Below are 15755 nucleotides of genomic sequence, written 5' to 3' on the forward strand. Positions count from 1 at the left end.
CTCAACTAGGTCTTCAAGACGAAATAAAAAAGCTTGTCATCGATATAAGATGACAAGCTTTTTTGACAATTAGAATGATTTACTTCAAACCATACTTCTTGTTGAAACGATCGACAGCACCATCGGCCTGAGTAAACTTTTGCTTACCAGTATAGAATGGGTGTGAATCTGAAGTAACTTCGACACGGATCAATGGGTATTCGTTACCGTCTTCCCATTTAACAGTTTCTTTTGAAGTGGCTGTTGATCCAGAGATGAACTTGAAGCCAGTTGATGAATCTTCAAATACAACTGTGTGATAATCTGGATGGATTCCTTGTTTCATGTTTATACGCTCCTTTGCCATGAGTCATTTGCTGAGACATAGTTATTTATCATTAACCCTAACAGATTAACATAATCTATTTAAAACTGCAAGGCTATTCAATCACTTCGACACCAGACTCATCCTGGATACGAACATCAGCATTTAATCGATTTAATTTCCAAACAATGCGGTCATATCCACGCAAAATATTGTCTGCTTTAGTAATGATTGTTTGTCCATCTGCCATTAATCCAGCGATCATCAAAGAAGCCCCAGCTCGGATTTCTCCAGCAGACACCTGTGCTCCATGCATGTGATGAGTACGTTCAACCATGATTAAACCGCCTTCAGCAGTGACATTCATTCCCATTTTCTGAAGTTCAATAATATGTTTAGTTCTTTGCGGATAAATTGTATCAACAATCACACTAACCCCATTTGCCCGCGTTAAAAGCGGAGTTATCGGCTGTTGTAAATCAGTCGCGAACCCTGGGAATGGCAATGTCTTAATGTTAATGGATTTTAAATCATCACTTTGTGGTACATAAATACTATCCTCACCAATTTGAAGATTGACGCCCATTTCAATTAACTTACTAGTAAATGCTTCCAAATGCTCAGGAATAATGTTGTGCAAAGTAATACCATCTCCCATTGCTGCAGCCAATGAGAGGTACGTTCCAGCTTCAATGCGGTCTGGAATAATAGTGTGTGTGTTTGTTGAACTGAGAGTGTCGACTCCCTCAATTCTAATTACATCCGTTCCAACGCCACGAATTTTAGCGCCCATGTTGTTTAAAAATGTTGCTAAATCAATGATTTCAGGCTCCTTAGCAGCATTTTCAATGATTGTAGTTCCGCTCGCCTTTACCGCTGCTAAAATACTATTGATCGTGGCCCCTACAGAAACCATATCTAAAAATATTCTCGTACCATGTAATCCATTTGGTGCTTCAATATGGATCGTACCGTTATTTTCTTCAACTGTTGCGCCTAATGCTTTAAATGCTTTAATATGCTGGTCAATCGGCCGGGGGCCAATGTTATCACCACCGGGAAATGTTAATGTTGCACGATGAAACCGTCCTAATAGAGAGCCCATGAAATAATATGATGCTCTGAGACTTTTAATTGCTTTACTGGGTAATTCACTTTCAACGATCTGTGTCGGATCAATGTTTAAAACGCCATGTTTGAAGCTTGAATCTACGTTCATCGACTTCAAAATGATCATTAAATTATGAACATCCAAAATATCCGGCACTGTATCAAACTGAACAGGGGTATCGGCTAAAATTGCAGCCGGGATAAGTGCGACCGTACTATTTTTTGCACCGCCAATCGTAACTTCACCTGATAGCCGGTTTCCTCCTTGAATGATCATGTTTTTCATTTTTTAAATTCCTCACTGTTAAAAAAACTATTGCATTGTTTAAAAACAATCAACTGTAATAATATAGAAACCATAGTCAAATTACAACCATTTAAATGGATTCAATATCAATATTATCAGAAATTTTACGCATATATATAAAAACTCCAAAATTTACCAAATTTCTTAGTGATATCTAATTTTTTAAACGTATTTTAACCGGTAAGATTTAATTGTAAACCGAAAACATGCACATCATTTTCCTAGTCAATAATTTTTTAGTTGTTTGAAACTAATATATTAGATTTTTATCAAGACAATCAAAAAAAATATCATAATAGAGCTCCAAATCATCATCTATATTGCTGAAACGCGAAAACAAGCACAGACGCTCATTTCATAAGAGAGCCCCAAACTGATTGCCAAAAACGCAATCAATTTGGGGCTCTCTTATGAAACAGCATCTAAACGTGCTTGTTTTCGCTCTTATTTCTATTTTTCACTAGCAGCCTTAACAAATGCCTTAAATAATCCCTCTGGTCGATTAGGCCTTGAGAGAAACTCTGGGTGATATTGTGCAGCCACGAAAAATTTGTTTTTTGGTAGTTCAACAACTTCTACTAAACGGTTGTCTGGTGAAGTTCCTGAAAATACCATGCCGTGTTTTTCGAAATCTTCGCGATACTCGTTGTTAAATTCGTAACGATGACGATGACGTTCGTGAATCAGTGCCTGATTGTCGTAGGCAGCTGCCGCAACCGTTCCTTGCTTTAACTTGCAAGGATATGCACCTAAGCGTTGTGTTCCACCCATATTTGTCACGTCTTCTTGATCATGCATCAAATCAATAATGTTATGTGGAGTATCCTGATCAATTTCTGTCGAATTTGCATCTTGATACCCAACCACATTACGTGCAAATTCTACGCATGCCATTTGCATTCCAAGACAAATTCCTAAATATGGTACGTCGTTTTCACGAGCATAACGAATTGCAGCAATCTTACCTTCAATTCCACGAGTACCAAACCCACCAGGAACCAAAATTCCATCAGCATCACCCAATAATTCTTCAACGTTTTCTTCGTTAACATTTTCCGAATTCAAATGAGTGATCTCAACCTTAGCATTGACCGGATAGCCAGCGTGTTTAAGTGCCTCGTTAACAGAAATATATGCATCTTGCAAATCACTATACTTACCAACCATTGAAATTTTAATCGTCTTATCTAAATTGCGAACGTGCTCAACCAATTCGCTCCATTCCGTCATGTCAGCTTGAGGAGCCTCAACGCCTAAATGGTCGCACACTATTTGGTCCATATTCTGCGCCTGCAGATTGAGCGGAATCTGATATAACGTGTCGACATCGCGTGATTCAATAACTGCCTCTGGTTTAACATCACAGAATAATGCGATCTTCTTGCACATATCTTCGGTAATTGGTTGTTCTGTCCGTACAACTAAAATATTTGGTTGAATACCTAATCCACGTAATTCCTTCACACTGTGCTGTGTTGGCTTAGTCTTCATTTCTCCAGCTGCGCGCAAGTATGGAATCAAGGTTGTGTGAATATAACAAACATTATCTGAACCAACATCACTCTTCATTTGACGAAGAGCTTCCATAAATGGCAATGATTCAATATCTCCTACTGTCCCACCAATTTCAGTGATCACAATATCTGCGTTTGTACTGCTACCAGCACGCATAATTTTTTCTTTGATCATATCAGTAATATGTGGAATAACTTGAACGGTGGCGCCTAGATAATAGCCACGACGTTCCTTACGTAATACCTCTGAATAAATTTTCCCAGTCGTAACATTTGAATATTGATTTAAATTAATATCAATAAAGCGTTCATAATGGCCCAAATCGAGATCTGTTTCGGTACCATCATCAGTGACGAAAACTTCACCATGTTGATACGGACTCATCGTGCCTGGATCAACATTAATATAGGGATCAAATTTTTGAATGGTTATTTTTAACCCCCGATTTTTAAGCAAACGGCCAAGGGAAGCAGCCACAATTCCTTTGCCGAGAGATGAAACCACTCCACCAGTCACGAAAATATACTTTGTCATCTTAAAACTCCTTTGGGAAAATTTTGAGGCAGCTAATCGTTACAACAAAAAAAGTAAGCCCCCTATTAGTTTGTAATAGGGAGCTTATTATTAAACGAACAATTCCCAATTGGTAATTGGGAGCCCATATAAGATAATACAAGGCAACGCCTGATTCGTCAAGAATTAAAACTCAATTATTCTTCGTCGTCATCTTCATCGTCGTCATCACCGAAGTCTTCATCATCATCCAACTCAGCTAGTTGACCTTCAATTCCGTCATCAGGCACGTCTTCGTCTTCATCAACATTTTCTGAATCATAATCATCATCGTCATCATCATCTTTTGATGACTCAAAATCATCGTCATCATCATCACTATCCAGATCATCATCTTCAGGATCATCATCATCGTAGTCAATAACGTCATCATCATCCCCAGCATCAACTAAGAATGCATTAACCTTCTTACGCTTCTTGCGCTTTGGCTGATCATCATCGTCATCATGAATTGTAGCTTCATCGATAGATTCAAATGGATACCAGGCACGAAGGCCCCATGTATTGTCACCAAGGGAAATAAAGCTGCCATCGACATTCAAATCTGTGTAGAATTGAGACAGACGTTCTCTGATTTCCTCGTCACTTTTACCCAAATATTGTTGAACCTCGTTTGCTAGGTCAACAAACGCCATTGCATCCCCATGTTGGGCTAAAATAGCGTGTGCGACTTCGATCATTGAAAGTTCTGATTTGTCTTGGCCGTCAAAAACTTTTAAATCCAAATTGGTGCACATCCCTTCAAAAAGTCTAAACTACATAATACAACATTAACCATTAAATTGCAACCTAATTTGATACTTGCCGATCAACTGATCTTGACCATGCAACTCATAATCCACAACTATCTTACCGTTTCCTGTAATCAAGTCCAGATCCGACAACAATCGATTAGTTTTAACCATCAGTTTCATCATACCGTACGCAGTGCGATAATGAGTTTCCTGTTCATTATCAGGGTTAAATATTATTCTCAGCCGATTTTCACCGTCACGGCTTAGTACAACGGTATGGTCTTCAGCGAACTTAAACGTCACCGGCACATTGCCCTGTCCTCCAGTTTCAGAATAGCGTAAATAATAAGAATTATTCATGCTCACCAATTGACCCTGCTCATCAAATTTAAAACTTTGTTTTTGTCCATCTTGTTCAATTGTCGTTTCTAATTGGACCCGAACCGGCATTGCTGTCTCGATCACTGTCACCTTCCTTGTTCATATCGATCATCATTATACTCGAAATTGACCGATCTGGCACGCTTTATGGATGTAAATGATTCATGTATAATAGCATGTAAACTGACTAAAGAAGAGATAAAAATGACAAGTCAAAAATACTTCGATATAGTTGATCAGCATTTCAAGCCAACTGACAACCTACAATCGTTTGCTTACACTAATACAATACTTAATCTTTTACCGACAATTAGCAGACCTGTCCTTCACTTTTGGACATTGGAAAATACAGTGATTCTCGGTTTAAAGGATCAGCGTTTACCACATCTAGATAGCGCACTGCAACTAATTCATAGTAAAAATTATCACTATTTTGTCCGTAACTCTGGTGGCCTGGCTGTGATTAGTGACGCAGGGGTGCTAAATGTTTCGCTATTTTTGCCCAACGGCTCAGATGAACTTAGTGTAGATCAAGGCTACCAGCAGATGACTGACTTAATTCAGTCATCTTTCCCTACACTTAATATCGAGGCCCGTGAAATACCTCATTCGTACTGTCCAGGTAAATTTGACTTAGCTGTGAACGGTGTGAAAATCGGCGGTATGTCGCAACGTAGGAATCAGACTGGTGTTGTTATCATGCTTTACATTAGTGTAAACGGACCGCAGATCTCGCGAAGCAGCTTGATTAGAGATTTTTACCTAAAGGGCCTGTCAAATGAAAAAAACACTTGGAACTTTCCTGATGTCTGGCCATCATCAATGACCACAATCAGTGAATTATCAAACGATTTAATCACAGTTGAAACAGTCAAAAAAATAATTAGCAAGCAGTTGTCTTCAATGTCAGGACGACGGATGATTACATTTAATTTCAATAAAACCAACAATAGCTTTAAAGACGCATTGAATGATCAAATTCATAAAATGCAGATTCGCCAACAGAAATTAACAACATTTAACTAAGAGAGGTCTTACCCATGAACATGGATGATGAACACTTACCAAAAGAAAAAGTCCTGCGGGATCCAATTTACAACTATATCTATGTCGATAACCGCATTATTCTTGACCTAATTGATACTCCAGAGTTTCAACGACTTAGAAGAATCAAGCAGCTTGGGACAACTTCGCTAATTTTTCACGGAGCAGAGCATAGTCGCTTCGGTCATAGTTTAGGTGTTTATGAAATTACCCGCCGTATCTGTAACCTATTCCAACGAAACTATCCTTCCAAAAATCCTGGCGATGGACTATGGGACGACCATGAACGATTAGTTGCACTATGTGCGGCATTACTTCATGACGTCGGTCACGGGCCCTTTTCACACACATTTGAACATATTTTCCATACTAACCATGAACAGATCACCACTCAAATTATTACTTCTCCTGAAACTAATATCAATAAAATACTTAGACGAGTCTCGCCAGATTTTCCTAAGCAGGTTGCAAACGTCATTACCCACACATATTCTAATCCTCAGGTAGTTCAGATGATTTCCAGTCAAATTGATGCCGATCGAATGGATTATTTACAACGAGATGCTTACTATACCGGTACTAACTATGGCAAATTTGATCTAGAACGAATTTTACGCGTAATGAGGCCATACGAAGGTGGTATTACGTTTGAAATATCGGGAATGCATGCCGTTGAGGACTATATTTTAAGTAGATTTCAGATGTACATGCAGATATACTTTCACCCCGTGTCTCGTGCCATGGAAGCAATTCTAGAGCACCTGCTTGAACGCGCAGATAAACTATACAAGGGTAACGTCACTGACATTGATTTTGCTCCACAAATGTTGACGCCATTCTTTAACGGCAGCTTCACATTACAAGATTACCTGACCCTGGACGACGGTGTATTAACTACTTATTTTGCAAGTTGGCGCAAATTTCCTGATAATATTTTGTCTGACCTGGCCTCACGGTTTTTAGACCGCAAGCCACTCAAATCCGTGATCTATTCTGCCGAAACGGAGCCTCTATTGCCTAAATTGCGTGATTTAATTCAGACCGCTGGTTTCAACAGTTCATACTACACGGCAGTAAATGATAGCTACAAATTGACGTATGACACCTACAATCCACAAGTAGCAAAGCCTCAAACACAAATTGAATTAATTCAGCCCAATGGTGAGCTGGTTGAATTATCACAAATCAGTACGTTGGTAGCAGCTATTTCCGGCAAAGTATCGGGAGACCAACGATTCTTTTTCCCAAAAGAAATGTTGGAGCAACACCAAAATATTGAAATTTTTGACCCAATTTATGAAGATTTTCAAGCACACATCCATAATAATCAAATTATTAACCCAAACTAAAGGAGCATTTTAATGAGTATCAAACTAATCGCCATCGATATTGATGGCACCCTTCTAAACCCACAAAGTAAACTAAATCAGGCCACCATTGATGCGGTAAAAAAAGTTCGTAGCAATGGAATTCAAATTGTCCTGTGTACTGGCCGCCCCTTAACAGGCGCCAAGCCATACTTGCAAAAATTGGGCCTTGATAATGACAGTAATCAGCATGTAATCACATTCAATGGCTCGTTAGTACAGTCAACTACTGGCAGTATCTTAGTCCGCCACACACTTGAATTTAACGATTATATTGATATTGAAGCAGTAACTAGAAAAATTGGTGTTCATTTTCACTGTGAAACTGATCAATATATATATACGGCAAACAAAAATTTAAGCCCGTATACGATTGGAGAGGCATACCTTGTGAGAATGCCCATTAGATATCGAGAAGTTAGTGAGATGAGTCCTAAATTGTCAATTTCTAAGGGGATGATCATTGATGATCCTGAATTGATTAGTAGAATTCAAAATGAACATTTATTGCCTGACGACTTTGATGATCGATTTTATATTGTTCAAAGTGAGCCATTTTTCCTTGAAATTATGAATAAGAGTGCCAGTAAGGGCAACGCGCTGCATGATCTGTGCCAAAAATTGAACATCTCTCGTGATGATGTGATGGCAATCGGAGATCAAGGAAATGATTTAACCATGATTGATTATGCCGGCACATCGGTCGCAATGGGCAACGCAATTGATGAAGTCAAAGAACATGCTGACCAAGTAACCTTGACCAATGCTGAAGACGGGGTCGCAGCTGTACTCAATAAACTAGTGTAAAAAAAGAATTAAGCCAGGAAATTTTCCAGACTTAATTCTTTTTTGTTAGTTAGTCTTAGTAACTGCTCCAGTTGACGAATTATATTGGTAAATACCAACTAAGTTAGCAACGTCGTTAGCCTGGTTGTTTTGACGTACTTCAATTGTGTACGTTGAACCACTTTGGCTATCAATAGTAAATCCATAACCTGATTTACCGTACAAACCAATTGCTGAAGCAAATTTAGAAATTACACTATTATTGGTGCTGTCACTCGTTGTCGAACTAGCAGTCGAGCTTGAAGCATTATTAGCAGCCACTGTCCCAGAAGTGGAACTTGATGCAGCACTGCTGGTTTTGGCACTATCTATTTTACTTGATAAACTAGCAGCAGCATTGGAAACTTCAGTTGTATCAGACTGTTGAAGTGAATTGGTACTACTCTCAGCACTGCTATAATTGCCATTTTTATAATCAGATTCAGATTCAATTAGTTTTTTTACGTCCTTAATTAACCTCTTATCCTGATTAGTAGGCGATTTAATTTTCTGAAGTAACGAAAGTGCCTGTTCATATTCTCCCGCAGTAATTAATTTTTTAGCTTTTTTTACTATTCTTTGTGCATCGTTTTTAGTGGTTGATTGTTCAGTTTGGGCATTAGACCCGCTAGTGTTACTAGACTTACTATCCTGTTTTCCATTACCACAACCACTGAGAACAAGCGTGCATGCTATTGCAATTACCGTGAAAATTTTCATTTGATTTCTAACTGTTTTTGACAAATTGTTCACCTCTCACTAGATCTTAACCCACTACAAAACAGTATACTAGATAAACGTTAATATTTGCTTATCTGGTATACTGCGTTCTAATTCACTCACCGTCATTAGCATCATTGTTTACTTTGTTGTCAAAGCTATCGTTAGCTCCATTTTGCATCATGTTTTGATTTATATTATTTCCCGCATCAGGATCATTGTTTACTTTATTGTCGAAACTGTCGTTCACCCCATTTTGCATCATGTTTTGCGATTGGTTGATTCCTGACTGAGGATCATTATTCACCTTATCATTGTAACTATCGTTCTTGCCGTTTTGCATCATATTATGATTAGACGACTCACTGACATAACTTTTTTCTGTGTTATTTTTTTGTTTATAAGTAGCAGATGATTGGGACTCATTCACTTTACTATTTGATTCAACATAACTACTCTTAGTTTCGTTTAAGGATTTATTAGCAATTGCTGAATAACTACTGTCATTAATATTTTTATTACTTTCACTAGAACTTGATTGGGAATTTTTTATACTATGTTGATCTTTTTTATGACTAACGCGACCGACCGACAAACTACTAGAATCAGCCAATTTGGTTGAGGCATGATCGCTACTATTCAAAGTATTGCTTGTACATCCACCAAGCAATACTGCAGCCATAATTGCTACACTCCCAAGTATAATTTTTTTTCGATTGTTAATGAATGTCATTTTGATCCCCTCCTTGCTCTACAACCATATTATATCATTTTTTTGGATTTTTGTAACAATGCTGTAATAATAATGTCATTGATTGTTAATATTTAATCAACAAAAAACAACACTTTATTGGTAAAGTGTTGCTTTTTGTAACTTTTACATTAATATTCCGAATGAAAACGATTATTAAACAATGGACTAACGGGCTTATTCTCGTTGATACGCTTGATAGCGGCACCTATAAGAGGCCCGACAGAAATCTGCACCAACTTATCAATTCGCTTCTCATCTGGAAGGTTGATAGAATCAGTTACAACCAATTGCTTAATTGGTGCTTTTTCTAGTCGTTCAATCGCTGGACCAGACAAAACTGGATGGGTACATGAGGCATAAACTTCCGTTGCACCCTCATCCATTAATGCCTGTGATCCAAGAGAAATAGTTCCTGCTGTATCAATCATATCGTCAATTAAAATACATTTTTTTCCCTCAACATTACCAATAATGTTCATTATTTCAGCAACGTTTGCGCATGGACGCCTTTTATCAATAATTGCGATTGGAGCCTTTAAAAACTCAGCTAACGCACGAGCACGAGTAACCCCACCATGATCGGGGGAAACTACAACTGCGTCTTCGGCAATTCCATGATTGATAAAATAGTCAGCCAGCAAAGGGGCTCCCATCATATGGTCAAGTGGAATATCAAAGAACCCTTGAATCTGTGCCGCATGTAGATCAAGCGCAATAATTCGAGATGCACCAGCCTTCTCCAACATGTTGGCAACCAATTTTGCCGTTATTGGTTCACGCGAGCGGGCCTTACGATCCTGACGTGCATAACCATAATATGGAATTACAACATTAATCGTATTGGCACTCGCCCGTCTTAATGCATCAATCATAATCAGTAGTTCCATCAAATTATCATTAACTGGTGCTGAAGTTGATTGAATAACGTATACGTTATCCCCACGAATGCTTTCCTCAATATTAATCCGAATTTCTCCATCGCTAAAGCGATCTACGGATAACTTCCCGAGTTCGACTCCCACTGTGCTTGCAATCTTCTCCGCTAATGGCTTGTTTGAGTTAAGTGCAAAGATCTTTAGTTTGGGATCAAAATATTGCTGTTCCATTAGGCCCTCCGATTTAGTTATTTGTCTCAATTATCATATAAATTCAAATTTTAAATTGCAAGTGTTTTACCACGGCAACTTTTTAGCATACCCTGGTTTATTCGTTTGACGGGCACGCGCAATCGCCATATCAAACTGTTTGGTTCCATCAGTAATGGTAGAACCAGCTGCCACAAACGAATCAGCAGCAATTTCTAAGGGTGCAATTAAATTACTGTTGCTACCGATAAATGCATGATCACCAACATTAGTATGATGTTTGGCCGTACCATCATAATTAACAAATACCACACCACAGCCAACATTAATATTGGCCCCTAATGTTGCATCGCCAATGTAGGTCAAATGTCCGACTTTTGTGCCTTTACCAATATAGGCCTTCTTAACTTCAACAAAGTTACCAATATGCACATTTTCGCCGATTTCTGCAGCTGGTCGTAAATGACTATATGGACCAATATCACTGCCAGTATGCATTTCAGAATCTTCGATAGTCGATGAAGTGACCTTAACCTCATCGTGTAATGTAGAGTTGATAATTTCAGAATGAGCACCAATGTAACAATCAGAACCAATCACTGTATTGCCCTTAATCAGCACTCCACCTTCGACAACCGTATCAGAACCAATCTTCACACCAGCATCAATATAAGTACTTGAAGGATCTAACAACGTAACGCCACTAATCATTAGTTTAGTATTGATTCGCTTTCTCATAACTTCGTTAGCACGAGCCAGTGCAATTCGATCATTAACACCCATCGATTCATCAAAGTCATCCATGCGGTATGCGCCAACAATGTCCCCACGTTGCTTCAAAATACTTATGACATCGGTCAAATAGTATTCACCTTGTGCGTTATCATTCGTCAACAAATGTAAAGCCGCAAATAGTTTTTTATTGTCAAAACAATAAACACCCGTATTAATTTCATTAATAGCTTGTTCATCACTGTTGGCATCTTTTTGTTCAACAATTTTTTCAACAATTCCAATGTCATTACGCACAATCCGTCCATATCCGGTAGGATCAGGAGCAACGGAGGTTAAAACAGTGGCTGCAGCTTTTTTTGCTTCATGATATTCAAATAAATGGGCAAAAGTTTCCGCTGTAAACAGTGGCGTATCACCACTAACAACAATTGTTTCTCCATCTAGGTCACCTAAAATATCTTCGGCTTGCATGACGGCGTGACCGGTACCAAGTTGCTTCTTTTGTAAAACGTACTTAGTTCTCTCACCCAATTCGTCTTCAACATCTTGAGCACCAAAACCGACAACAGTCACAACATTATCCATCTTATTTTTTTCGATCTGAGTCAGAACATGGTCAACCATTGTTTTACCGCAAACTTGGTGAAGGACTTTATAAAGTTTAGACTTCATTCGGGTTCCCTTACCAGCTGCTAAAATAATTGCATTTCTTGTTGCCATTCTACTTGTTCCCCATTTCCGTACCAAACACTGTACTTAAATAATTACCAGATTGAGCTGCGATTGTTTGATCATTAACATCAACAGCGTTGACTTTAATCAATGAAGTATAGTCATCAACCAAACGATTACCATTAAATTCACCCTCAGCAAACACTGTCATCCCCACTAAGTGTGCATTAAATTCATTAATTAATGAACGAATACCGTTAAGAGTTCCACCACCACGCATAAAATCATCAACCACTAAGACATTGGCACCCTCTTGAAGGCTACGTCGTGAAAGTTCCATTTTTTCAATACGCTTTGAAGACCCAGAAACGTAGTTAACACTAACTGTCGGTCCTTCAGTAATATGCGAATCATTACGCACGATTACAAATGGCACGTTCAGATAAGTGGCCACACTTTGAGCGATTGGAATACCCTTAGTAGCTACCGTCATAACTGTATCAATGTCTTGGTTAAGATATTGTGTCGCGATCAGACGTCCAACCTGCCTTAGCACATCAGGACGGCTAAGCAAGTCCGATAAATAAACGTAGCCACCTGGCAATAGTCGGCTCTCATCACTAACTTCGCCAACAATTCGTTCAATGAACTCCTCTGCCTCTTCCCTTAAAATGTAAGGAATAAAGCGGGCGCCCCCAGTTGCACCAGGCAATGTTTCGAGTATTCCAGTTCCCCGGTCCTGAAATGTTCGTTTTAAAATTCCCAAATCTTCGCTAATGGACGACTTAGCAGAACCATAGCGTTCACCGAAAAATTTCAATGAGACTAACGTCCGGGGATGTTCCAGTAAGTATCGTGTCATATCGACTAAGCGGTCGCTTCGCCTGATTTTCATCACTCTTACCCCTTTACATCACGTGCTGTTATTTTGAATATTATCCTTAGAAATAATACCATAAATGTTCGTGTTTTGCTCGAATAATGATAAAAAATATCAATTTAACATGTTTAATTAAAAAAGAACCGTTAAGAAAGAATTCTTAACGGTTCTAAAACCACGTATGTTACGCCCTTCGAGCATGAATTAGTGCAGCAACAAATATAATAACTTCAATTGTGGCAATGAAAAAGCTAACCGGCCAGTTAGTTAAGTATCCTAAATATAATCCAAGCCAAGTACCAACGAGTGCAAATAGCGTTGCTAATACAATCATTTTTGCAACACCGTGAACAAAATACTTGGCACTAGCTGCCGGTAAGGTCAGCAATATAAAAATTAACAAGGATCCGACAATCTGTGCCGCTACACTGACGCTGAGCGCTAGTAGAACCAAAAATACGATTGAAATTAGTGGACCGTTCACGCCATTCACACGGGCGCCAATTGAGTCAAAGGACTCAAATTTCAACGAACGGTACATCAATAACACAACAATCAAAACGAATATCGACAAAATCACTATCTGCCATACTTCACTAACACTAATACCAATCACACTACCAAACAGGATGCTGGTAGCAGAACTTGAAGTCTGATCAGAAATTGATAAAAATAAAATTCCTAATCCCAAAAATAATGCCGATACAGCACTAATTACCGACTCTCTTCGAGCTGACTTAACGCTCATTTGCCCAACCATGGCAGAACTTACAATAGTAAATAGTAGCATTCCATTGAGTGCTGGCCAGCCGGCAAACACGCCAAATGCTGCACCAGCAAAGCCAATTTCAGCTAGTGTGTGAGTTAAAAATGACATGTTACGAGCGATTACAAAAACGCCCATTATGCCGCAAATCACCGCAATAAAGGTGCTTGCAACAAACGCATGACGCATAAAATCAAAAGCAAACATTACCGTCCCTCCACTTGTTCAACTGGTAAATCAGCAATCGGGCCAGTTTTGTATTTAAAATGTTCCATATATAAGAAACGATCTGCATACTTTTGTGCTAACGGAAGATCATGAGTTATGAATATTACACTCAATTGATCGCTATGTTGGAATTTAGCCACTAAATCTAATAATTCATACTTCATCTCATTATCTAAGCTAGCAGTGGATTCATCTAGAATTAACAGCTCGGGTTTGTTGATCAGTGCCTGTGCTAGGTATGCCCTTTGTTTTTCACCACCAGAGGCTAATCCAACTGGACGGTCAGCAATTTTTTCAAGATTTGTTTGGTTCATAATATCGTTAAGCCGTAAAACCTCACTTCGACCTAACCATGGAACCCGACGATTCATTAAGCTCAGTCCAACAAAGTCTCTGATCGACAGCGGATATTCTTCATCTAAATTTCTAAATTGTGGTACGTAGCCGATTTTTACATTTTTTTTAGGTCCATTAAATTCTATTGATCCGCTCTTTGGTCGTAATTGACCCAGTAATGCTCTAACTAAGGTTGTCTTACCAACGCCGTTTTCTCCGACAATTACTAGGAATCCACCCGGTTGAAGATTAAAATTCAAGTCATCAATTACGTCTTCATCACCGTACGATAGAGCAAGACGATTAACGGTTAATACATTTTTAATAGTTACATCTCCCAGTAAATTGTAATAATTACTATTTAGTAGTTTACTAAAACAAATTTAGTTTAGCAACAAAAAAATTCTTCCATCCTAATAAGATGAAAGAATCTTAACTATTTATCACTTGAAGTTGACTGAACTCTGTCTGTTAGAGCTAAAAATGATTCAACTACTCGCTGGTACTTTTCAGGATTGACATAGATTGACTCGATGTGGTCCGCGTTCGGTTCAACATATAGTTTTTTAGGTTGATTGGCCGCATGATAAAGTTCAAAAACATTTTTCACTGGTACAGTCCTGTCACGACCACCGTGAATCAGGAGCAGTGGCAATTGATTTCTCTGAACCTGTTTCAAAATGTCGCCTTCTTGAAAAGCATATCCATCATGGAATTTAGAAATTGTGCTCGCAATTGCCACAAATGGTACAGACGGAAAGTGATACTTATGACTTAAACGATATTTGCCTTCTGAGAAAACATTACTATATCCACTATCTGCAATAATGCCAAATACGTTTTTAGGTAAATCTTCACCACTAACGGCCAAAACTGTTGTGGCACCCATGCTAATACCAAATAACAGGATTTTTGAATCTTCACCTTGTTTTTTAATCAGTTCATTGATCCACTGAAGGTAGTCAGAGCGATCTAGCCAACCTAATCCAATCACATTGCCTTCACTCTTACCGTGGGCACGAGCATCAGGCATCAGAAGACTGAAACCCATCTTATAAAACATTCTTGCGTATACCCATACCTGTTGACGAGAATGATGAAGCCCATGAGCTAAAATAACAGCTTTCCCGGTTGAAGCCGGGTTTTGCACAAAACTAGCTGATAATTTCAGTCCATCTTCGGTTTTAATCGACCAATCCTCTTGTTTTAATGTTTTAATCCAATCGTTATCAACCGGATTATTTTGTTCAATCGATTTAGTTTGACCGTTAACTTTTTGTTTATCAGAAAAACCTGTGGCAAATCTGTACACCATTGCTGAACCCAAAACCAATCCGGCACCCAATGCACCGGTTGTATAGCGGGCAAGTTTAAAATTTGTCGTTTTTTTACTCACAGTTTCACCCTCTCACTTATTTA

Annotated in this window: 16 protein-coding genes; 3 read left to right on the forward strand and 13 right to left on the reverse strand. The window is 38.6% G+C overall.

The features are described from left to right. Positions 1-79: 79 nt before the first annotated feature. The 5 genes from FD16_RS08270 to FD16_RS08290 form a co-directional block, all read right to left on the reverse strand. The gene (locus tag FD16_RS08270; RefSeq protein ID WP_010623193.1) at positions 80-325 is read right to left on the reverse strand and encodes a type B 50S ribosomal protein L31; all 246 of its coding nucleotides are present in this window, start codon (positions 323-325) and stop codon (positions 80-82) included. Positions 326-419: 94 nt separating this feature from the next. Continuing rightward, complete coding sequence (locus tag FD16_RS08275; RefSeq protein WP_010623194.1) at positions 420-1700, reverse strand: UDP-N-acetylglucosamine 1-carboxyvinyltransferase; 1281 nt, start codon at positions 1698-1700, stop codon at positions 420-422. 471 nt (positions 1701-2171) lie between these two features. Further along, positions 2172-3770, reverse strand: coding sequence for a CTP synthase (locus FD16_RS08280; protein ID WP_010623195.1), 1599 nt, complete (start codon positions 3768-3770; stop codon positions 2172-2174). 176 nt (positions 3771-3946) lie between these two features. Next, on the reverse strand, positions 3947-4534 hold the full coding sequence (gene rpoE, locus FD16_RS08285; RefSeq protein WP_010623196.1) for a DNA-directed RNA polymerase subunit delta: 588 nt from the start codon (positions 4532-4534) through the stop codon (positions 3947-3949). 45 nt (positions 4535-4579) lie between these two features. Further along, a complete protein-coding gene (locus FD16_RS08290) occupies positions 4580-5008 on the reverse strand; it encodes a YwiB family protein (protein WP_010623197.1) in 429 nt (142 codons plus the stop codon). 120 nt (positions 5009-5128) lie between these two features. On the opposite strand from FD16_RS08290, the gene FD16_RS08295 reads away from it, so the two are divergent. The 3 genes from FD16_RS08295 to yidA are packed head-to-tail and all read left to right on the forward strand — an operon-like array spanning position 5129 to position 8142. After that, entirely contained in the window at positions 5129-5950 is an 822-nt protein-coding gene (locus FD16_RS08295; RefSeq protein ID WP_010623198.1) for a lipoate--protein ligase family protein, read from the forward strand. 14 nt (positions 5951-5964) lie between these two features. Next, entirely contained in the window at positions 5965-7317 is a 1353-nt protein-coding gene (locus FD16_RS08300; RefSeq protein ID WP_029508453.1) for an HD domain-containing protein, read from the forward strand. Between the two features lie 12 nt (positions 7318-7329). Then, positions 7330-8142, forward strand: coding sequence for a sugar-phosphatase (gene yidA / locus FD16_RS08305; RefSeq protein ID WP_010623200.1), 813 nt, complete (start codon positions 7330-7332; stop codon positions 8140-8142). 45 nt (positions 8143-8187) lie between these two features. Here the strand turns inward: yidA and FD16_RS08310 are convergent, their stop codons facing one another. From FD16_RS08310 to FD16_RS08345, 8 genes are all read right to left on the reverse strand, one after another. Next, complete coding sequence (locus FD16_RS08310) at positions 8188-8904, reverse strand: outer membrane protein assembly factor BamD (RefSeq protein WP_010623201.1); 717 nt, start codon at positions 8902-8904, stop codon at positions 8188-8190. 91 nt (positions 8905-8995) lie between these two features. Next, complete coding sequence (locus FD16_RS08315; RefSeq protein WP_010623202.1) at positions 8996-9613, reverse strand: hypothetical protein; 618 nt, start codon at positions 9611-9613, stop codon at positions 8996-8998. Positions 9614-9762: 149 nt separating this feature from the next. Then, positions 9763-10740 carry a ribose-phosphate diphosphokinase gene (locus FD16_RS08320; RefSeq protein ID WP_010623203.1) on the reverse strand — a complete coding sequence of 326 codons (978 nt, stop codon included), beginning with the start codon at positions 10738-10740 and terminating at the stop codon, positions 9763-9765. Between the two features lie 66 nt (positions 10741-10806). Further along, complete coding sequence (gene glmU, locus FD16_RS08325) at positions 10807-12174, reverse strand: bifunctional UDP-N-acetylglucosamine diphosphorylase/glucosamine-1-phosphate N-acetyltransferase GlmU (protein ID WP_010623204.1); 1368 nt, start codon at positions 12172-12174, stop codon at positions 10807-10809. Between the two features lies 1 nt (position 12175). After that, a complete protein-coding gene (gene purR / locus FD16_RS08330) occupies positions 12176-13021 on the reverse strand; it encodes a pur operon repressor (protein WP_010623205.1) in 846 nt (281 codons plus the stop codon). A gap of 169 nt (positions 13022-13190) precedes the next feature. Next, a complete protein-coding gene (locus FD16_RS08335) occupies positions 13191-13979 on the reverse strand; it encodes a metal ABC transporter permease (protein WP_010623206.1) in 789 nt (262 codons plus the stop codon). After that, complete coding sequence (locus FD16_RS08340; protein ID WP_010623207.1) at positions 13979-14596, reverse strand: metal ABC transporter ATP-binding protein; 618 nt, start codon at positions 14594-14596, stop codon at positions 13979-13981. Before FD16_RS08340 ends, FD16_RS08335 begins: the two co-directional genes overlap by 1 nt. A 176-nt stretch (positions 14597-14772) precedes the next feature. After that, on the reverse strand, positions 14773-15732 hold the full coding sequence (locus FD16_RS08345) for an alpha/beta hydrolase (RefSeq protein ID WP_010623208.1): 960 nt from the start codon (positions 15730-15732) through the stop codon (positions 14773-14775). Positions 15733-15755: the final 23 nt, after the last annotated feature.

The sequence above is a fragment of the Paucilactobacillus suebicus DSM 5007 = KCTC 3549 genome, assembly GCF_001434475.1.
GTDB lineage: Bacteria > Bacillota > Bacilli > Lactobacillales > Lactobacillaceae > Paucilactobacillus > Paucilactobacillus suebicus.